General features: G+C 65.5%; 20 protein-coding genes. 18 read left to right on the top strand and 2 right to left on the bottom strand.

Translation table 11 applies throughout. From position 1 onward, the window contains the following. Positions 1 to 2 precede the first annotated feature (2 nt). From iscU to AABM56_RS17010, 17 genes are all read left to right on the top strand, one after another. A complete protein-coding gene (gene iscU, locus AABM56_RS17090; protein WP_007162419.1) occupies positions 3 to 389 on the top strand; it encodes a Fe-S cluster assembly scaffold IscU in 387 nt (128 codons plus the stop codon). Positions 390 to 398: 9 nt separating this feature from the next. Continuing rightward, on the top strand, positions 399 to 722 hold the full coding sequence (gene iscA, locus AABM56_RS17085; RefSeq protein ID WP_133862771.1) for an iron-sulfur cluster assembly protein IscA: 324 nt from the start codon (positions 399 to 401) through the stop codon (positions 720 to 722). A gap of 8 nt (positions 723 to 730) precedes the next feature. Then, positions 731 to 1,252: a co-chaperone HscB gene (hscB, locus tag AABM56_RS17080; RefSeq protein WP_133862770.1), complete on the top strand. Its 522-nt coding sequence runs from the start codon at positions 731 to 733 to the stop codon at positions 1,250 to 1,252. Positions 1,253 to 1,297: 45 nt separating this feature from the next. Next, positions 1,298 to 3,157, top strand: coding sequence for a Fe-S protein assembly chaperone HscA (hscA, locus tag AABM56_RS17075; RefSeq protein WP_133862769.1), 1,860 nt, complete (start codon positions 1,298 to 1,300; stop codon positions 3,155 to 3,157). Positions 3,158 to 3,164: 7 nt separating this feature from the next. Then, on the top strand, positions 3,165 to 3,503 hold the full coding sequence (fdx, locus tag AABM56_RS17070) for an ISC system 2Fe-2S type ferredoxin (protein WP_133862768.1): 339 nt from the start codon (positions 3,165 to 3,167) through the stop codon (positions 3,501 to 3,503). A gap of 11 nt (positions 3,504 to 3,514) precedes the next feature. Continuing rightward, a complete protein-coding gene (iscX, locus tag AABM56_RS17065) occupies positions 3,515 to 3,715 on the top strand; it encodes a Fe-S cluster assembly protein IscX (RefSeq protein ID WP_133862767.1) in 201 nt (66 codons plus the stop codon). 91 nt (positions 3,716 to 3,806) lie between these two features. Next, positions 3,807 to 4,238: a nucleoside-diphosphate kinase gene (gene ndk / locus AABM56_RS17060; RefSeq protein WP_133862766.1), complete on the top strand. Its 432-nt coding sequence runs from the start codon at positions 3,807 to 3,809 to the stop codon at positions 4,236 to 4,238. A gap of 93 nt (positions 4,239 to 4,331) precedes the next feature. Then, a complete protein-coding gene (rlmN, locus tag AABM56_RS17055) occupies positions 4,332 to 5,471 on the top strand; it encodes a 23S rRNA (adenine(2503)-C(2))-methyltransferase RlmN (protein ID WP_273862940.1) in 1,140 nt (379 codons plus the stop codon). A 10-nt stretch (positions 5,472 to 5,481) separates the two neighbouring features. After that, positions 5,482 to 6,252, top strand: a complete 771-nt coding sequence (pilW, locus tag AABM56_RS17050) for a type IV pilus biogenesis/stability protein PilW (RefSeq protein ID WP_133862764.1) — start codon at positions 5,482 to 5,484, stop codon at positions 6,250 to 6,252. Further along, on the top strand, positions 6,249 to 7,226 hold the full coding sequence (locus AABM56_RS17045) for a helix-turn-helix domain-containing protein (protein WP_133862763.1): 978 nt from the start codon (positions 6,249 to 6,251) through the stop codon (positions 7,224 to 7,226). The genes pilW and AABM56_RS17045 overlap by 4 nt, the downstream gene beginning before the upstream one ends. A 27-nt stretch (positions 7,227 to 7,253) precedes the next feature. After that, positions 7,254 to 8,366: a flavodoxin-dependent (E)-4-hydroxy-3-methylbut-2-enyl-diphosphate synthase gene (gene ispG, locus AABM56_RS17040; protein WP_133862762.1), complete on the top strand. Its 1,113-nt coding sequence runs from the start codon at positions 7,254 to 7,256 to the stop codon at positions 8,364 to 8,366. A gap of 24 nt (positions 8,367 to 8,390) precedes the next feature. Continuing rightward, a complete protein-coding gene (gene hisS, locus AABM56_RS17035; RefSeq protein WP_133862761.1) occupies positions 8,391 to 9,698 on the top strand; it encodes a histidine--tRNA ligase in 1,308 nt (435 codons plus the stop codon). 11 nt (positions 9,699 to 9,709) lie between these two features. Next, positions 9,710 to 10,351 carry a tetratricopeptide repeat protein gene (locus tag AABM56_RS17030; RefSeq protein WP_133862760.1) on the top strand — a complete coding sequence of 214 codons (642 nt, stop codon included), beginning with the start codon at positions 9,710 to 9,712 and terminating at the stop codon, positions 10,349 to 10,351. Continuing rightward, positions 10,351 to 11,493 (top strand): outer membrane protein assembly factor BamB, encoded by a 1,143-nt coding sequence (gene bamB / locus AABM56_RS17025; protein WP_347883542.1) that lies wholly within the window; start codon positions 10,351 to 10,353, stop codon positions 11,491 to 11,493. The genes AABM56_RS17030 and bamB overlap by 1 nt, the downstream gene beginning before the upstream one ends. 78 nt (positions 11,494 to 11,571) lie before the next feature. Then, a complete protein-coding gene (gene der / locus AABM56_RS17020) occupies positions 11,572 to 13,059 on the top strand; it encodes a ribosome biogenesis GTPase Der (RefSeq protein WP_017639742.1) in 1,488 nt (495 codons plus the stop codon). A 374-nt stretch (positions 13,060 to 13,433) separates the two neighbouring features. Continuing rightward, a complete protein-coding gene (locus tag AABM56_RS17015; protein ID WP_347883541.1) occupies positions 13,434 to 14,582 on the top strand; it encodes a pyridoxal phosphate-dependent aminotransferase in 1,149 nt (382 codons plus the stop codon). After that, on the top strand, positions 14,570 to 15,361 hold the full coding sequence (locus tag AABM56_RS17010) for an amidohydrolase (RefSeq protein ID WP_347883540.1): 792 nt from the start codon (positions 14,570 to 14,572) through the stop codon (positions 15,359 to 15,361). The genes AABM56_RS17015 and AABM56_RS17010 overlap by 13 nt, the downstream gene beginning before the upstream one ends. Here the strand turns inward: AABM56_RS17010 and AABM56_RS17005 are convergent, their stop codons facing one another. Then, positions 15,362 to 16,510: an aminotransferase class V-fold PLP-dependent enzyme gene (locus AABM56_RS17005; protein ID WP_133862756.1), complete on the bottom strand. Its 1,149-nt coding sequence runs from the start codon at positions 16,508 to 16,510 to the stop codon at positions 15,362 to 15,364. Positions 16,511 to 16,641: 131 nt separating this feature from the next. Between AABM56_RS17005 and AABM56_RS17000 the strand changes: the two genes are divergently transcribed. Beyond that, positions 16,642 to 17,103, top strand: coding sequence for an Lrp/AsnC family transcriptional regulator (locus tag AABM56_RS17000; protein WP_133862755.1), 462 nt, complete (start codon positions 16,642 to 16,644; stop codon positions 17,101 to 17,103). A gap of 368 nt (positions 17,104 to 17,471) precedes the next feature. On the opposite strand, the gene AABM56_RS16995 is transcribed toward AABM56_RS17000, so the two are convergent. Next, entirely contained in the window at positions 17,472 to 18,422 is a 951-nt protein-coding gene (locus AABM56_RS16995; RefSeq protein ID WP_133862754.1) for an aldo/keto reductase, read from the bottom strand. Positions 18,423 to 18,462: the final 40 nt, after the last annotated feature.

Raw genomic sequence — 18,462 nt, 5'->3', positions numbered from 1 at the left:
CCATGGCATACAGTGAAAAGGTCATCGACCACTACGAAAATCCGCGCAACGTCGGCAAGTTCGACGCGGCCGATCCCGATGTCGGCACCGGCATGGTCGGCGCCCCGGCCTGCGGCGATGTGATGCGCCTGCAGATCAAGGTCAACGAGCAGGGCATCATCGAAGACGCCAAGTTCAAGACCTACGGCTGTGGCTCCGCCATCGCGTCCAGCTCCCTGGCCACCGAGTGGATGAAGGGCAAGAGCATCGAGGAAGCGGCGTCGATCAAGAACAGCATGATCGCCGAAGAACTGGCTCTGCCGCCGGTGAAGATCCACTGCTCGGTACTCGCCGAAGACGCCATCAAGGCGGCGGTCAGCGACTACAAGCAGAAGAAAGGCCTGCTCTAAGGAGGAACCATGGCGATCAGCATGACCGAGTCCGCCGCCCGCCACGTGCAGCGTTCCCTCGAGGGGCGCGGCAAGGGGGAGGGCATCCGCCTGGGCGTTCGTACCACGGGCTGCTCGGGACTGGCCTACGTGCTCGAATTCGTCGATGAATTCGCGCACGAGGACCAGGTGTTCGAGAGCCATGGCGTCAAGGTCATCATCGACCCCAAGAGCCTGGTCTACCTGGACGGCACCGAGCTGGATTTCGTGCGTGAAGGCCTCAACGAGGGCTTCAAGTTCAACAATCCCAACGTGCGTGGCGAGTGTGGCTGCGGCGAAAGCTTCAACATCTGAGGCCGGCCATGGGTAAGCCCTGTCACTTCGCGCTGTTCGAGATCAGGCCCGCCTTCGAGATCGACCAGGCGGGCCTGGCCTCGCGTTACCGCGATCTGGCGCGCACGGTCCATCCGGATCGGTTCGCCGATGCGCCGGAGCGTGAGCGTCGCCAGGCGCTGGAGCGCTCGGCCGAGCTCAACGAGGCCTATCACGTGCTGCGCGCCCCGTCGCGCCGCGCGCGCTATCTGCTGGAGCTCGAAGGGCACGAGATGCCGCTCGAAGCGACCATCCAGGACACCGACTTCCTCATGCAGCAATTGCAGTGGCGCGAGGAACTGGAGGACCTGCAGGACGCGGGCGACAGCGCGGGCATCCCCGCCTTTCGCCAGCGGCTCAAGGATGCGCAGCGCGACATCGAACAGGCCTTCGCCGCGATCTGGCAGGACCCCGCCCAGCGTGAGCCTGCCGAGCGCCTGGTCCGTCGCATGCAGTTTCTCGACAAGCTGGCCAGCGAAATCCGCCAGCTCGAAGAGCGTCTGGACGATTAATCACAGGTGTCGCTCAGGCACCGACAACCATAAGCCGACTAGCCAATGGCTCTATTGCAGATAGCCGAACCCGGAATGGCGCCCAAGCCGCACCAGCGCAAGCTGGCGGTGGGTATCGATCTGGGCACCACCAATTCCCTCGTGGCCGCCGTCCGCAGTGGCGTGGCCGAGACCCTGCCCGATCTGCAGGGCGAGGTGATCCTGCCGTCCGCCGTGCGCTACACCGCCGCTGGCGTGGAAGTGGGAGCGGGCGCCAAGGCCGCTGCCGCCCAGGATCCCTTCAACACTATCCTTTCCGTCAAGCGCCTCATGGGGCGTGGCATCGCCGACGTCAAGCAACTGGGCGAGCAGTTGCCCTATCGCTTCGTCGCCGGTGAATCGGAAATGCCCTTCATCGATACCGCTGCCGGGCGCAAGAGTCCGGTGGAGGTCTCTGCCGACATCCTGCGGGTGCTGCGCGAGCGGGCCGAGGCGACCCTGGGTGGCGAACTGGTCGGTGCGGTCATCACCGTGCCGGCCTATTTCGACGATGCCCAGCGCCAGGCCACCAAGGACGCCGCCCGCTTTGCCGGCCTGAATGTCCTGCGCCTGCTCAACGAGCCGACCGCGGCCGCCGTGGCCTATGGCCTGGACCGGGGCGAGGAGGGCGTGGTCGCCATCTACGACCTGGGCGGCGGTACCTTCGACATCTCCATCCTGCGCCTGACCCGCGGTGTCTTCGAGGTCATGGCCACCGGTGGCGACAGCGCCCTGGGCGGTGACGACTTCGATCACGCCATCGCCAGCTGGATCGTCCAGCAGGCCGGGCTGTCCAGCGATCTGGATCCGGGCACCCAGCGGCGCCTGCTGCAGAGTGCCTGCGCCGCCAAGGAAGCCCTGTCCGCTGCCGAGCGCGTCGAGGTCGGTCATGGCGACTGGTCGGGCGTGCTGGAACGCAGCACCTTCCAAGAACTCATCGCGCCGCTGGTCGCGCGCAGCCTCAAGGCCTGTCGCCGCGCCCTGCGCGATGCGGAAGTGGAACCGGCGGACATCGCCGCCGTGGTCATGGTCGGCGGTTCCACCCGCATGCCCTATGTCCGTGAAGCCGTGGGCGAGCTGTTCGACTGCACCCCGCTCACCGACATCGATCCGGATCGCGTGGTCGCCATCGGGGCCGCTCTGCAGGCCGATTCCCTGGCCGGCAATCGCGCTGGCGAAGAATTGCTGCTGCTGGACGTCATCCCGCTGTCCCTGGGACTCGAGACCATGGGCGGCCTGATGGAGAAGATCATTCCGCGCAACACCACCATTCCCGTGGCGCGGGGCCAGGACTTCACCACCTATCGCGACGGCCAGACCGCCATGCTGGTGCATGTGCTGCAGGGCGAGCGCGAACTGGTCAAGGACGCCCGCTCCCTGGCCCGTTTCGAATTGCGCGGTTTCCCGCCCATGGTCGCCGGTGCCGCCAAAATCCGCGTCACCTTCCAGGTCGATGCCGATGGCCTGCTCGGCGTCAGCGCCCGCGAGCTGTCCAGCGGCGTGGAAGCCAGCGTCCAGGTCAAGCCGTCCTACGGCCTGACCGACGGCGAGATCGCCAACATGCTGCAGGACTCCTTCCGTCATGCCGGTGACGACATGCAGGCCCGCGCGCTGCGCGAGCAGCAGGTCGAGGCCCGGCGGCTGATCGAGGCGGTCACCGCCGCGCTGGCCGCCGACGGCGAGCGCCTGCTGGACGCCGAGGAGCGTCAGGTGATCGAGCTGGAAATCGGCCAGTTGGCCGAGCTGCTGGACGCCACCGACCTCCAGGCGCTCGAAGACCAGACCAAGCGTCTTTCTCACGTAACCGATGCCTTCGCCGCCCGGCGGATGAACGCCTCGGTCAAGGCGGCCCTGGCGGGTCGTCGTCTCAACGATATCGAGGAGTAGTTCCATCATGCCGCAGATCACCCTGCTGCCCCACGCCGAGCACTGCCCCGAGGGGGCGGTCTTCGAAGCCAGCGAAGGCGAAACCATCATCGCCGCGGCCATGCGCAACGGCATCGACATCGAGCACGCCTGCGAGATGTCCTGTGCCTGCACCACCTGCCATGTGGTCGTCCAGGAAGGCTTCGATTCCCTCGCGCCCTCCGATGAGCTCGAAGACGACATGCTGGACAAGGCCTGGGGTCTGGAGATGCGTTCGCGCCTGTCCTGCCAGGCGGTAGTAGGCAGCGAAGACCTGGTGGTGGAGATTCCGCGCTACACCATCAACCAGGTTTCCGAAGGTCACTGAGGACAGCTGTCATGGCATTGAAATGGACCGATGTGCTGGATATCGCCATCGAACTCAACGACACCCATCCCGACGTGGATCCGCGCTACGTGAATTTCGTCAAGTTGCGCAACTGGGTCGTGGAGCTGCCGGAGTTCGACGACGATCCCCAGCGGGGTGGCGAGAAGGTGCTGGAGGCCATCCAGGCCGCCTGGATCGAAGAGTCCGCCTGACGCATCGCCCGTACCGCGCTACGCTTTTCACCGGGACCCGCGTATAATCCGCGGGTTTCGTTTTTGCTCTATTCCCACATTCGGAGTTCACATGTCTGTTCAACGTACCCTGTCGATCATCAAGCCCGATGCCGTAGCCAAGAATGTCGTCGGTGAGATCGTCACCCGCTTCGAGAAGGCTGGCCTGCGCGTCGTCGCTGCCAAGATGGTCCAGCTGTCCGAGCGCGAAGCCGGTGGCTTCTACGCCGAACACAAAGAGCGTCCCTTCTTCAAGGATCTGGTCTCCTTCATGACCTCCGGTCCGGTCGTGGTCCAGGTGCTGGAAGGCGACAACGCCATCGCCAAGAACCGTGAGCTGATGGGCGCCACCGATCCCAAGAAGGCCGACGCCGGTACCATCCGCGCCGACTTCGCCGTCTCCATCGACGAGAACGCCGTCCACGGTTCGGACTCCGAAGCGTCCGCCGCTCGCGAGATCTCCTACTTCTTCGCAGCCACCGAAGTCTGCGAGCGCGTCCGCTAAGGATGAGCGCCGGCCAGGGAAGCGGCCAGCCCGCCTTCCTGGCACCGCCCGCGTCTTGCGCGGGTTTCAAACAGATTTCGTCGAGGTGATCCCATGACCACAGCCACCGATAAGGTCAATCTGCTGGGCCTGACCCAGCCGCAACTCGAGTCGTTCTTCGAGTCCATCGGGGAGAAGCGCTTTCGCGCCGGCCAGGTCATGAAGTGGATCCATCACTTCGGCATCGACGATTTCGACGCCATGAGCAACCTGGGCAAGGCGCTCAAGGAAAAGCTCAAGGCCGCCGCGGAAATCCGTGGCCCCGAGATCGTCAGCGAAGACATCTCCCGCGACGGCACCCGCAAGTGGGTGATCCGCGTCGCCTCCGGCAGCTGCGTCGAGACCGTCTACATCCCGCAGAATGGCCGCGGCACCCTGTGCGTGTCGTCCCAGGCCGGTTGCGCGCTGGACTGCAGCTTCTGCTCCACCGGCAAGCAGGGCTTCAACAGCAACCTCACCGCCGCCGAGGTGATCGGTCAGGTGTGGATCGCCAACAAGTCCTTTGGCAGCGTACCGGCCAAGATCGACCGCGCCATCACCAACGTGGTGATGATGGGCATGGGCGAGCCGCTGCTGAACTTCGACAACGTCGTCGCCGCCATGCGCATCATGATGGACGACCTCGGCTACGGCATCTCCAAGCGCAAGGTCACCCTGTCGACCTCGGGCGTGGTGCCGATGATTGAAGAGCTGGCCAAGCACATCGACGTCTCCCTGGCGCTGTCGCTGCACGCGCCCAATGACGAGTTGCGCAACGAGCTGGTGCCGATCAACCGCAAGTATCCGCTGGCCATGCTGCTCGACGCCTGCCAGAGATACATCCGGCAACTGGGCGAGAAGCGCGTCCTGACCATCGAATACACCCTGCTCAAGGACGTCAACGACCTGCCCGAGCACGCGCTGCAGATGATCGAGCTGCTGCGCAACGTGCCCTGCAAGATCAACCTGATTCCCTTCAATCCCTTCCCGCACTCCGGGTACGAGCGGCCGAGCAAGAACGCCACCCGCCGGTTCCAGGAGCTGCTGGTGCAGGCCGGTTTCAACGTCACGGTACGGACCACCCGCGGTGACGACATCGATGCCGCTTGTGGCCAGCTGGTAGGGCAGGTCATGGACCGCACCCGCCGCAGCCAGCGCTATATCGCCGTTCGCCAGCTCGACGGTGCCGAAACCGTAACGCCGCTCCAGGGCTGAGGGCGCGACCATGGCGATCACGCGCTTTGCGGCTGTCGCGCTCGCCCTGCTGGTCGGTGGCCTCGCCGGCTGCGTGACCGAGGGTGATCGCAACCCCATGGATACCCGCCAGGGACGGATGCAGGCTCGTGATGCCTATATCCAGCTCGGCCTCGGCTATGTCCAGCAGGGCAATACCGAGCAGGCCAAGGTGCCGCTGAAGAAGGCCCTGGAGCTGGATTCGTCCAGCGCCGACGCCCATGCCGCGCTCGGACTGGTGTTCCAGGCCCAGGGCGAAACCGACCTGGCCGATCAGGAATACCGCCTGGCCCTGCGCGAGCGGCCCCACGATGCCCGCATCCTCAACAACTACGGCAGCTTCCTCTATGAGCAGGGGCGCTACAAGGATGCCTACGAACGCTTTACCCAGGCCGCCGAGGACAGCCTCTATCCGGAGCGCGCCCGGGTGTTCGAGAATCTCGGCCTGACCGCCCTGCGACTCAATCAGGTCGACTTGGGCAAGGAAAATCTGGAAAAATCCCTGCGGCTGGATCGCAATCAGCCCAGGGCCCTGTTCGAATTGGCTCAATTGGCCTACCAGACGCGCGATTACGTGCCGTCCCGGAGCTATTACCAGGCCTTCAGCCAGCTAAGCCCCCAGGATGCCCGCAGCCTGCTGCTCGGGATCCGTCTTGCCGAGGTGTTCAATGATCGCAACACCGCCGCGAGTTACGCCCTGCAGCTGAAGCGCCTCTACCCGAACTCACCTGAATATCGTCAACTTCAGTCGGAGCAGAAATGACCGCAGTGCAATCCGAAGCGGTACACGCCGGACGGGGCAATCCCGGTGAGATCTTGCGTCAGAAGCGGCTGGAGCTTGGCTGGAGCCAGGCCCAGGTCGCTCAAAATCTCAATCTCAGTGAGCGCATCATCGAGCAGCTCGAGTCCGGCAACTATCAGCAGATGCCGGGGCACACCTTTGCCCGCGGCTACACCAAGGCCTATGGCAAGCTGCTCGGCCTGGACCAGATCGAGCTGGTGCGGACCTTCGACGGCTATACCGGCACCGATGCCAAGGGCAGCACCGTGCACAGCCTGGGGCGTCTCGACGAGCCGGTGCGGCTGTCGCGCAATGTCCTGAGGTTCGTCAGTTTCATCCTGGTGGTGCTGATCATCGCCATGGGCCTGTTCTGGTGGCAGGAGCGCAGTCGCCAGGCCTCCAGCGCCAGTGCCGTGAGCATGGAGCATGTCGAGGTCGAGGGCGCCGACGGCAAGACCGAGATCCATCCCATCGACGAGCCGGAAGAACAGCCCCCGGTCGCCGCCCAGCAGCCGGCGACCACCGTGCCTTCCCCGGTGGGCACGCCGATGCCGGATGCCAATGCCGTCGCCGCCATGACTGCACCTACCGCCGCGCCCACCCCGGCCCCGGTAACGGGTTCAACCACGCCTGCTCCCACGGCGCCCACCGCTGCGGCCCCTGCCGCGCCGGCCAGCGCGCCTGCCGCGGCGCCCGTCGCCGGCAGCGACAGCCTGAACATCCGGTTCACCGCCAGTTGCTGGACGCAGGTCAGCGACGGTACCGGCAAGATCCTCTTCAGTGGCGTGAAGAAGGGCGGCGAGAGCCTGGATTACGCCTCGATCAAGGCACCGGTGAACATCCGTCTCGGTTTCGCCCGCGGTGCCCAGATCTCCTACAACGGCCAGGTCGTCGACCTCGCGCCCTACACCAAGGGCGAGACCGCCCGCATCAAACTCGGTCAGGCCGGACAATGACGTCCGGCGACCCCATGGGAAACCAGCATGCATAGCGAATCGCCCATCAAACGTCGGTTGTCCCGCAAGATCTGGGTCGGCTCGGTGCCGGTCGGCGGCGATGCCCCCATCGCCGTGCAGAGCATGACCAACACCGAAACCTGCGACGTCGATGCCACCGTGGCCCAGGTCCAGCGCCTGCAGGACGCCGGTGCCGACATCGTGCGCATCTCGGTGCCCGACATGGACGCCGCCGAAGCCTTCGGTCGCATCAAGCAACGTGTCAGCCTGCCGCTGGTGGCCGACATCCACTTCGACTACAAGATCGCTCTGCGCGTCGCCGAGCTGGGTGTGGACTGCCTGCGCATCAACCCGGGCAACATCGGTCGCGAAGACCGGGTCAGGGCGGTGGTCGACGCGGCCCGCGAGCGCGGCATCCCGATCCGCATCGGCGTCAACGCCGGTTCGCTGGAAAAGGACCTGCAGAAGAAGTACGGCGAGCCCACCCCGGAAGCCCTGGTGGAGTCGGCCATGCGCCACGTCGACCACCTGGAGAAGCTGGACTATCCGGACTTCAAGGTGAGCGTGAAGGCCAGTGACGTCTTCATGGCCGTGGCCGCCTATCGCCAGCTGGCCACCCGCATCGAGCAGCCGCTGCACCTGGGCATCACCGAAGCCGGTGGCCTGCGCTCGGGTACGGTGAAATCCGCCGTGGGTCTGGGCATGCTCTTGGCCGAAGGCATCGGCGACACCATCCGCATCTCGCTCGCGGCCGATCCGGTCGAGGAGATCAAGGTCGGTTTCGACATCCTGAAATCCCTCCGCCTGCGTTCGCGGGGTATCAACTTCATCGCCTGCCCGAGCTGCTCGCGGCAGAACTTCGATGTGGTCAAGACCATGAACGAGCTGGAAGGGCGCCTGGAGGACCTTCTGGTCCCCTTGGACGTCGCGGTGATCGGCTGCGTGGTCAACGGCCCCGGCGAAGCCAAGGAGGCCCACGTCGGCCTGACCGGGGGTTCGCCGAACAACCTGGTGTACATCGACGGCAAGCCGGCCTCCAAGCTGAACAACGACAATCTGGTGGACGAGCTGGAAGGGCTCATCCGCCGCAAGGCGGCCGAAAAGGCCGAAGCGGATGCCGCACTCATCGCGCGCAGCTGAAAGATCAAGGAATAAGGCCCTTTCGTGAGCAAGTCCCTGCAAGCCATCCGTGGCATGAACGATATCCTGCCGGAGCAGACTCCGGCCTGGCGCTACCTGGAACGTACCTTCGCGACGCTGCTCGATGGCTATGGCTACCACGAGATTCGTCTGCCCATCATGGAGTTCACCGAACTCTTCGCCCGCGGCATTGGCGAGGGCACCGACGTGGTCGACAAGGAGATGTACACCTTCCTCGATCGCAACGAGGAGTCCCTGACCCTGAGGCCGGAAGGCACCGCGGGTTGCGTGCGGGCCGTGCTCGAACACGGCATGACCGGCGGTGGCCAGGTGCAGAAGCTCTGGTACGCCGGGCCGATGTTCCGCTACGAGAAGCCGCAGAAGGGCCGCTATCGCCAGTTCCACCAGATCGGCGTCGAGGTCTTCAACCTGCCCGGTCCGGACATCGACGCCGAGCTGATCGTGCTCACTGCGCGCCTCTGGCAGCGCCTGGGTCTGACCGACGCCGTCACCCTGCAGCTCAACAGCCTGGGTTCCAGTGCCGATCGCGTGCGCTATCGCGAAGCCCTGGTGGCCTATCTGCAGGACCGCTTCGAGCAGCTCGACGAAGACAGCCAGCGCCGCCTGACCACTAATCCGCTGCGCATCCTCGACAGCAAGAACGCCCAGACCCAGGCGCTGCTGCAGGACGCCCCGACCCTGGCGGATTATCTGGACGACGAATCCCGCGCCCACTTCGACGGCCTGAAAGGCCGCCTGGACGCCGCCGGCATCCGCTACCAGATCAATCCCAAGCTGGTACGTGGCCTGGACTACTACGGCCGTACCGTCTTCGAGTGGGTCACCGACAAGCTGGGTGCCCAGGGCACCGTCTGCGCCGGTGGCCGCTACGACGGCCTGATCACCCAGTTCGGCGGCAAGCCCACCCCAGGGGTCGGCTTCGCCATGGGCGTCGAGCGCCTGGTGCTGCTGCTGGAAACCCTGGAGCGGCTGCCCGGTGATCTGCAGCGCCCCGCCGATCTCTATCTCTGCGCCTTTGGCGAGGCGGCCGAACTGGCCGGCCTCAAGCTGGCCGAGCAGCTGCGCGACGCCCGTCCCGACCTGCGGCTGCTGGTCAACGCCGGCGCCGGCAGTTTCAAGAGCCAGTTCAAGAAGGCCGACAAGAGCGGCGCGCTCTGGGCGATGATCCTGGGCGACGACGAATTGGCCACGCAACAGGTGGCACTCAAGCCGCTGCGTGGCGACGCGCCCCAGGAAAAGGTCGACTTCGCGGCCCTGGCCGCCCGTCTGGACGAGATTTTGCCCCCGGCCGGTTCCGGTCGCGGGAATTGAGGAGAACGGATTTGAGTTCCATCGACGACGACAATCTGGTGGTCGCCAAGGCCTGGTGGCAGCGTAATGGCAAGCCGCTGCTGGCCGGTGGCGTCATCGCCCTGGTGGCGGTACTGGGCTGGCAGGGCTGGCAGCGCTATCAGAACAACCAGGCGCAAGGCGCCTCGGTGCTCTATCAGCAACTGGTGGAAGCCGCTCTGGCGCCCGGCGGCAAGGTCGACACCGCTCGGGTGACCGATACCTACGGCAAGCTCAAGCAGGATTATTCCGGTACCGCCTACGCCCAGTACGGAAGTCTCTTCGTCGCCAAGGTGGCGGTGGAGAACAATCGCCTGGACGACGCCGCCGCCGAGCTCAAGGCCGTGGTGGACAAGCCCCACGACGCCGAACTCGGCGAGCTGGCGCGTCAGCGTCTGGCCCGGGTGCTGGCGGCCCAGGGCAAGGCCGAAGAAGGCCTCAAGCTGCTGGATGGCGAGGCACCCAAGGCCTATGTCGCCAATCGTGAAGAATTGCGTGGCGACCTGCTGGTGGCGCTGAAGAAGCCGACCGAGGCCCGCGCCGCCTACGAAAAAGCCCGCGCCGCGCTGCCCAACGATGCAGCCGAAGGCGTGCTGCAGATGAAACTCGATGATCTCGCCAAAGGAGACGCCTGATGTTGCGCTGGAAGCCTATCGCGGTACTGGGTCTCGCCCTTGCGGTCGTCGGGTGCAGCAGCACCGGCAAGAAGGAATTGCCGCCGGCCGAGCTGAAGGACATTAAGGCCGAAGTCCGGCTGGATGAAGTCTGGAGTCGCTCGGTGGGCGACGGCCAGGGCAAGGAATACAACCGCCTGGTGCCGGCTGTGGACGGCCAGACGATCTTCGCCGCCGATGCCGATGGTCGGGTCATGGCGATGAATCGCGAGACCGGCCAGGCGCTGTGGAAGAAGGACCTGGACCTGCCGGTGTCCGGTGGGGTGGGGGTCGGCTCTGGCCTGGTGCTGGTCGGCACCCTGCGTGGCCAGGTGATCGCCCTCGACAGTGCCAGTGGCGACGAGAAGTGGCGCGCCCAGGCGTCCAGCGAAGTGCTCTCCGCTCCAGTCGTCAACAACGACGTGGTGGTGGTGCAGTCCCAGGATGACAAGCTGCAGGCCTTCGAGCTGGGCAGTGGTACCCGTCGCTGGATCTACGAAGACACCCAGCCGGTGCTGAGTCTGCGCGGTACCGGTGCGCCCCTGGTCACCAACCAGGTGGTCATGGCCGGTTTCGCCAGCGGCAAGGTGGTCGCCCTGGACGTGCAGCGCGGCCTGCCGCTGTGGGAACAACAGATCGCCGTGCCCAAGGGCCGTTCCGAACTGGAGCGGATCGTCGACGTGGACGGTGGTCTGTCGCTGTCGGGCGACACCCTCTATGTGGTCAGCTACAACGGCCGCGTGGCCGCGCTCAATCCGGCCAACGGCCAGATCCTCTGGCAGCGGGACGCCTCCAGCTACGACGGCGTCGCCGAAGGCTTCGGCAACGTCTACCTGAGCCTGGACAACGGCACCGTGGAAGCCGTCGAGGAATCCTCGACTTCTTCGCTCTGGACCAATGCCGATCTGGCCCGTCGCCAGCTCACCGGCCCGGTGGTCTGGTCGAGCAACGTGGTGGTGGGCGACTACGCCGGCTACATCCACCTGCTGAGCCAGGTCGATGGGCGTTTCGTCGGTCGCACCAAGGTCGACGGTGATGGCGTCCGGGTACGGCCACTGGTCGTCGGCGACATGCTCTATGTTTACGGCAATGGCGGTAAACTCGTCGCCTATCGTCTGCGCTAGAAACTATTATCCTCAACCGATGGCCGCTACCGTGAAGTTCGGTAGCGGCCATCGTGTTTTCTGCTCTGGGAGAGCCGCATGGTTCCCGTAATTGCCCTGGTGGGGCGGCCGAACGTCGGCAAATCCACGCTTTTCAACCGCCTGACCAAGACCCGGGACGCCATCGTCGCCGACTTTGCCGGCCTGACCCGCGATCGCAAGTACGGCGAAGCCAAGTGGCAGGGACGCACCTACATCGTGGTCGACACCGGCGGTATCTCCGGTGACGAGGAAGGTATCGACCTGAAGATGGCCGAGCAGTCGCTGCAGGCCATCGAAGAATCCGATGCGGTGCTGTTCCTGGTGGACTCCCGCGAAGGCATGACCGTCGCCGATCAGATGATCGCCGAGCACCTGCGCAAGCGAAACAAGCGCACCTTCCTGGTGGCCAACAAGGTCGATACCGTCGACCCGGATATCGCCCGGGCGGAATTCAGCCCGCTGGCCATTGGCGACGCCTATCCCATCGCGGCGGCCCACGGGCGCGGCGTGAACAGCCTGCTGGAAGACGCCCTGGGCGTCTTTCCCAAGGATGAGGTCGAGGTCGAGGAGCTCACCGAGGAGCAGGTGCGCGCGGCCGCGGAGGAGGGTGGTGACGTCTTCCGTCGCGTGCAGGGCATCGACGAGACCACCGGCATCAAGATCGCCGTGATCGGCCGGCCCAACGTCGGCAAGTCGACGCTGGTCAACCGCATGCTCGGCGAAGAGCGGGTGATCGTCTATGACCAGGCCGGCACCACGCGCGACAGCATCTATATTCCCTTCGAGCGCAACGAAGAACGCTACACCCTGATCGACACCGCCGGCGTGCGCCGTCGCGGCAAGGTCTTCGAGGCGGTCGAAAAGTTCTCGGTGGTCAAGACGCTGCAGGCGATCCAGGACGCCAACGTGGTGATCTTCGTCATGGACGCCCGCGAAGGCGTGGTCGAGCACGACCTCAACCTGCTCGGCTTCGTGCTGGAGACCGGTCGTGCCCTGGTGATCGCGCTCAACAAATGGGACGGCATGGAGTCCGGCGAGCGCGACTACGTCAAGACCGAACTGGAACGCCGGCTGCTGTTCGTCGACTTCGCCGACATCCACTTCATCTCGGCGCTGCATGGCACTGGCGTGGGCCACCTGTACAAGTCAGTGCAGCAGTCCTTCGCCTCGGCCACCACCCGCTGGCCGACCAGTCGCCTGACCCAGATCCTCGAGGACGCGGTGCAGGAGCACCAGCCGCCGATGGTCAGTGGTCGGCGCATCAAGTTGCGCTATGCCCACCTGGGTGGCGCCAACCCGCCGCTGATCGTCATCCACGGCAACCAGACCGATGCGGTACCCAAGTCCTATACCCGCTATCTGGAGAAGACCTATCGCCGGGTGCTCAAGCTGGTGGGTACGCCGATCCGTATCGAGTACCGCGGTGGCGAGAACCCCTTCGAGGGCAAGAAGAACACCCTCACCGAGCGCCAGGTCAACAAGAAGCGCCGGTTGATGAGCCACCACAAGAAGGCCGAGAAGAAGCGCAAGGACAAGCGCCGGTAGACCGGCAGGACGTTGCGCAGGGAAAGGGGGCTCAGGGGAGCCCCCTTTTTCTTTGGTAGAGGGTTGGGGTGAAGGTGCTCCTCGCGCACCGAACTGCCCCCTCTCCCTCTGGGAGAGGGTTGGGGTGAGGGCGTCCCCGCGGATTCATCAGTGGAAAAGGCTGCGCCGTTTTCCACGCTACGGTGGTCGCCTGCCTCGCGGCCGAGGCGGTGCACCGAACGACCCCTCTCCCAGAGGGACAAGGGATGTTTGGATCAGGCTCAGCACTTCGGATTATCCGAGTTCGCTGTCTTGCACTACCCGGCAAGACTTGCCCTCGCGCGCAAAAAATCGCAGTCTGCCGATCTCCTTCCAGCCAGATCCGTGCCCGCGCGATGATCCAGAGCAAGCTTCCCGACCTCGCCGTCACCATCTTTACCCGCATGTCCCAGCTCGCCGCCCAGACCGGTGCGCTGAATCTGTCCCAGGGCTTTCCCGATTTCGACGGCCCGGCCGAGCTGCTCGCGGCGGTCGGTCGCCATGTCGCGGCCGGTCACAACCAGTACGCACCCATGACCGGACTGCCGGCGCTGCGCCAGCAGGTGGCGGCCAAGGTCGCCCGCTTCTATGGTCGAGAGGTGGATGCCGAGGCCGAGGTCACCATCGTGCCCGGGGCAACCCAGGGCCTGTTCTGCGCTCTCCAGACGCTGGTGCGGCCAGGCGACGAGGTGATCGTCTTCGATCCCTGCTACGACAGCTACGAACCCTCGGTGCAACTGGCTGGCGGGCGCTGCGTGCACGTGCCCCTGGCGCTGCCGGGCTTCGGTATCGACTGGACGGCACTGGAAGCCGCCCTGAGTCCGCGCACCCGCGCGATCGTGCTCAATACCCCGCACAATCCCAGCGGGGCCCTGGTCAGCGCTGCCGAGCTGGACCGCCTGGCCGCGCTGATCCGCGGGCGCGATCTCTACCTGGTCAGCGACGAGGTCTACGAGCACTTGGTCTATGACGGCGAGCGCCATGCCAGCGTCATCGCCCACGACGAACTCTATGCTCGCGCCTTCGTGGTCAGCTCCTTCGGCAAGACCTATCACGTCACCGGCTGGAAGACCGGCTACGTGGTGGCGCCGCCGGCGCTGTCGGCCGAGTTGCGCAAGGTGCACCAGTACGTGAGCTTTTGCGGGGTGACGCCGATCCAGGGCGCCCTGGCTGATTTCATGGCCGCCCATCCCGAACACCTCAGCGAGCTGCCGGCCTTCTACCAGGCCAAGCGCGATCTCTTCTGCGATCTGCTGGGCAACTCGCGCTTCAGCTTCCAGAGGGCCGCCGGCACCTATTTCCAGGTGGTCGACTATTCCGCCATCCGCCCGGATCTGGACGACGTGGCCATGGCCGAATGGCTGACCCGCGAGCATGGCGTCGCCGCCATTCCGCTGTCGGTGTTCTACCAGACGCCGCCCGCGAACCTGCGCCTGGTGCGCTTCTGCTTTGCCAAGCGCGAAGACACCCTGCGCCAGGCAGCGGAGCGGCTATGCGCGATCTGACCCCCACCCGGGACCTGCGCCTGGCGCTGGTGCAGAGCGAACTGGCCTGGCACGACCCGGCCGCCAACCGTGCCCATTTCGAGGCGCTGCTGACGGAAGTCGGCGAGACCGATCTAATCATCTTGCCGGAGATGTTCACCACGGGCTTTTCCATGGAATCGGCCGCGCTCGCCGAGCCTGCGGAGGGTCCGACAGCGGCCTGGATGAGCGAACAGGCGCAACGTCTCGGCGCGGTGGTCACCGGCAGCCTGATCGTGCGGGACGCGGATGGGCAGCACCGCAATCGCCTGCTGTGGGCGACGCCCAATGGCGAATTGCAGCACTACGACAAGCGCCATCTGTTTCGCATGGCCGGCGAGCACGAGCACTATGCCCCGGGCGAGCAGCGGCTGCGGGTGACCCTCAAGGGTTGGCGAATCCGCCCGCTGATCTGCTACGACCTGAGATTCCCGGTGTGGAGTCGCGCCCAGGACGATACCGACCTGCTGCTCTATGTCGCCAACTGGCCGGCGCCGCGGCGCGGGCACTGGAATCGCCTGCTGCCGGCGCGAGCCATCGAGAACCTCTGCTATGTCGCCGCGGTGAATCGCCTCGGCAGCGACGGCAATGGCCATCCCTATGCGGGCGACAGCCAGGTGCTGGACTTCCAGGGTGAACCCCTGATCGAGGCCGGCGCGGAATCCGGCATCTTCCACACGACGCTCTCGGCTACCGCCCTCACAGCCTATCGCGAGCGCTTTCCGGCGCAGCGCGATGCCGATGCCTTCCGCCTGGGCTGATCAGGCCCAGAAGGGCGCTGGCTGGGCGGCGTGCTGGTGGATCAGGGTGACGGCCTGGTCCACGTCCGCCGCGGTGGTGTAGCGGCCCAGGCTGAATCTGTAGCTGCGTGCGGCCTGTTCCGAAGTGAGGCCTAGACCCAGCAGTACATGGGAGGGCGCCGCCTTGGCCGAACTGCAGGCCGAGGTGGTCGAGAAGGCCAGCTGGCGCTGCAATGACGCGGTGTCCAGCGGCGTGGCGAAGGTCAGATTCAGGGTATGGGGAATGCGCTGCCGGGCACAGCCATTGAGCTGCATGCCGGGCAGCGTCTGCACCCCGGCCAGGAACCGCTCGCGCAACTGGCCGAGTCGCTCGTTCTCCCGCGCCATGGCCTGGCCGGCGAGGGCGAAGGCGGTACCCATGCCGACGATCTGGTGGGTGGCCAGGGTGCCGGAACGCAGCCCGCGCTCGTGGCCGCCGCCATGGATCTGCGCCTGCAGGGCACCCTCGGCACGCGGACCCACATAGAGGGCGCCGATGCCCTTGGGCCCATAGGTCTTGTGCGCGGAAAAGGACATCAGATCGACTTCCGGGCCGGTCAGGTCGAGGGCAACCTTGCCGGTGGCCTGGGCGGCGTCCACGTGGAAGAGGGCGCCCCGGGCGCGGACCAGCCGGCCGATGGCGTCGATGTCGGTCAGGGTGCCCAGTTCGTTGTTCACCACCATCAGCGAGACCAGGCAGGTGTCCGCCCGCCAGGCCTGCTCGACGGCGGCGGGGGTGATCAGACCTGCCGCATCAGGCGTCAGGTAGGTGACGGTGAAGCCCTCGGCTTCCAGTTGGGCCGCGGTATCGAGCACCGCCCGGTGTTCCAGGCAACTGGTGATCAGATGGCCGCGCCCGCGACGGCGAGCCACGCCGAGCAGCGCGAGGTTGTTGGACTCGGTAGCACCGGAGGTCCAGACCAGCTGCTCGGGCCGGGCGCCGACCAGATCGGCCACCTGCTGGCGAGCGGTGTCAACGGCGCGCTGGGCGTCGTTGCCGAAGGCATGGCCGCGAGAGGCGGGATTGCCGAAGACGCCCTGCCGACCCAGGCAACCCAGCATGGCTTCGATGACGACATCGTCGACAGGGGTGGTGGCGGCGTAATCGAAATACAGGGGATAAGCGTCCATGGCGGCCTCGCGCGTTTGAGTGAAACTAGGCTAACGCTCACGCTCGTGAAGAAATTTGCTTTTTTATCTCTTATTGGCGTTTTCAGGAGAATAAAATTCTCTTAAATAGCTTTTCTGGAGAAAGCCATTTCATGGATCGCTTCGATCGCGCCATCCTCGAGATCTTGCAGCAGGACAGCACCCGACCGGTGGCCGATATCGCCGAGCGCATCGGCCTGGGCACCACCGCCTGTTGGCGGCGGATCCAGAAGCTGGAGGAGCAGGGGGTCATCCGCGCCCGGGTGGCGCTGCTCGATCCCCGGCAGCTCAACGTGGGGGTGACGGTGTTCGTCTCGGTGCGCACCAACCAGCACGCCATGGACTGGCTGCAGCGCTTCCACGAGGCGGTGGCGGCCATTCCGGAGGTGGTCGAGCTCTATCGCATGGCCGGCGACACCGACTACCTGATGCGTATCGTGGTCCCGGACATCGCTGCCTACGATGGCGTCTACAAGCGTCTGATCCAGGTGCCGGGATTACTGGACGTCAGCTCCAGCTTCGCCATGGAGCAGATCAAGTACAGCACGGCCTTGCCACTGGATTATGTGCGGTAGGAGCTGATGAAGATCGTAGCGTGGAAAACGGCCCAGCCTTTTCCACTCTTGATATCGGCTGCGTGGGATCACCCTCATCCCAGCCCTCTCCCGGAGGGAGAGGGGGTGTGTGAGCGGGCGCTGGGCTTTGGCGGCCAGGTAGATCATCAGCGGCTGCAGAGGTGACTGATGCGTAGCGTGGAAAACGGCGCAGCCTTTTCCGCTCTTGATATCGGCTGCTGGAGCCACCCTCACCCCAGCCCTTTCCCGGAGGGAGAGGGGGTTGTCCGAGCGGGCGCTCGATATCGGTTGCGTGGGATCACCCTCACCCCAACCCTCTCCCAAAGGGAGAGGGGGGCTGCTCCGTGCGCGTCCGTGGTCACGACACCTCAGCGATAGGCGCTGACCTGATTCAGCAGGGTGATGTCATCGGCCGGTAGCTGCAGCCGGGTGGCGGCCACCAGGTCGTCGAGTTGGGCCTGGGAGGTGGCGCTGGCGATGGGCGCGGTGATGCTGGGGCGGGCGATCAGCCAGGCCAGGGCGACCTGGGCCGGGGTGGCGTCGTGCTTTTCGGCGATCTCGTCGAGGCCGGCCAGGATGGCCACGCCGCGTTCGTCCAGGTAGCGCTTGACCATCTCCGCGCGCGAACCCTGCAGATCGTCCTTGGTGCGGTACTTGCCGGTCAGGAAGCCGCTGGCCAGGGAGAAGTAGCTGATCACGCCCAGGCCGAGTTCCTCGACCACCGGTTCCAGGTCGGTCTCGTAATCCTGGCGTGCATGCAGGTTGTAGTGGGGCTGCAGGCTCTGGTACGCCGGCACGCCCAGGCGTTCGGCGATCCTGGCCGCTTCGCGCAGGCGCTGGCCACTGTAGTTGGATGCGCCGATCACCCGCACCTTGCCTTGCTCCACCAGCCGCGCGAAGGCGCCCAGGGTTTCCTCCAGCGGCGTGTCCTCATCGTCGCAATGCGCCTGATAGAGATCGATGCGATCGGTCTGCAGGCGCTTGAGCGAAGCCTCCACCGCCTGCTGCACATAGCTGGCCTTGAGGCCCTTGCGGCCTTCACCCATGTCCATGCCCAGCTTGGTGGCCAGGATCACCTGGTCGCGCTTGCCGCTGCGGGCGAACCATTTGCCCAGCAGGGTCTCGGATTCACCACCGCTGTTGCCGGGTGCCCAGCGCGAATAGACGTCGGCGGTGTCGATGAAGGTCAGGCCCGCCTCGAGCAGGGCGTCCAGCATGCGAAAGGACTGGGCTTCGTCCAGCGTCCAGCCGAAGACGTTGCCACCGAAGCAGAGTGGCGGCACCTGGAGGTCTGAGTGGCCAAGGGTACGTGTGTGCATGGAATCCTCATCCGGTTGGGGGCGTCATGCAGGTTACGAC

The sequence above is a fragment of the Pseudomonas aestiva genome (assembly GCF_039908605.1).
Lineage (GTDB): Bacteria > Pseudomonadota > Gammaproteobacteria > Pseudomonadales > Pseudomonadaceae > Chryseomonas > Chryseomonas aestiva.
Note: the sequence above shows the minus strand (reverse complement) of the source record. Positions and strands in the feature narration are given on the sequence as shown.

Bases quoted from the DNA above. Each gene is read 5' to 3' on its own strand.
- iscX (WP_133862767.1), top strand. From the start codon at position 3,515: ATGGCATTGAAATGGACCGATGTGCTGGATATCGCCATCGAACTCAAC.
- bamB (WP_347883542.1), top strand. From the start codon at position 10,351: ATGTTGCGCTGGAAGCCTATCGCGGTACTGGGTCTCGCCCTTGCGGTC.
- ndk (WP_133862766.1), top strand. From the start codon at position 3,807: ATGTCTGTTCAACGTACCCTGTCGATCATCAAGCCCGATGCCGTAGCC.
- pilW (WP_133862764.1), top strand. From the start codon at position 5,482: ATGGCGATCACGCGCTTTGCGGCTGTCGCGCTCGCCCTGCTGGTCGGT.
- rlmN (WP_273862940.1), top strand. From the start codon at position 4,332: ATGACCACAGCCACCGATAAGGTCAATCTGCTGGGCCTGACCCAGCCG.
- iscU (WP_007162419.1), top strand. From the start codon at position 3: ATGGCATACAGTGAAAAGGTCATCGACCACTACGAAAATCCGCGCAAC.
- der (WP_017639742.1), top strand. From the start codon at position 11,572: ATGGTTCCCGTAATTGCCCTGGTGGGGCGGCCGAACGTCGGCAAATCC.
- AABM56_RS17005 (WP_133862756.1), bottom strand. From the start codon at position 16,510: ATGGACGCTTATCCCCTGTATTTCGATTACGCCGCCACCACCCCTGTC.
- hscB (WP_133862770.1), top strand. From the start codon at position 731: ATGGGTAAGCCCTGTCACTTCGCGCTGTTCGAGATCAGGCCCGCCTTC.
- AABM56_RS16995 (WP_133862754.1), bottom strand. From the start codon at position 18,422: ATGCACACACGTACCCTTGGCCACTCAGACCTCCAGGTGCCGCCACTC.
- ispG (WP_133862762.1), top strand. From the start codon at position 7,254: ATGCATAGCGAATCGCCCATCAAACGTCGGTTGTCCCGCAAGATCTGG.
- fdx (WP_133862768.1), top strand. From the start codon at position 3,165: ATGCCGCAGATCACCCTGCTGCCCCACGCCGAGCACTGCCCCGAGGGG.
- AABM56_RS17045 (WP_133862763.1), top strand. From the start codon at position 6,249: ATGACCGCAGTGCAATCCGAAGCGGTACACGCCGGACGGGGCAATCCC.
- AABM56_RS17000 (WP_133862755.1), top strand. From the start codon at position 16,642: ATGGATCGCTTCGATCGCGCCATCCTCGAGATCTTGCAGCAGGACAGC.
- hscA (WP_133862769.1), top strand. From the start codon at position 1,298: ATGGCTCTATTGCAGATAGCCGAACCCGGAATGGCGCCCAAGCCGCAC.
- AABM56_RS17010 (WP_347883540.1), top strand. From the start codon at position 14,570: ATGCGCGATCTGACCCCCACCCGGGACCTGCGCCTGGCGCTGGTGCAG.
- iscA (WP_133862771.1), top strand. From the start codon at position 399: ATGGCGATCAGCATGACCGAGTCCGCCGCCCGCCACGTGCAGCGTTCC.
- AABM56_RS17015 (WP_347883541.1), top strand. From the start codon at position 13,434: ATGATCCAGAGCAAGCTTCCCGACCTCGCCGTCACCATCTTTACCCGC.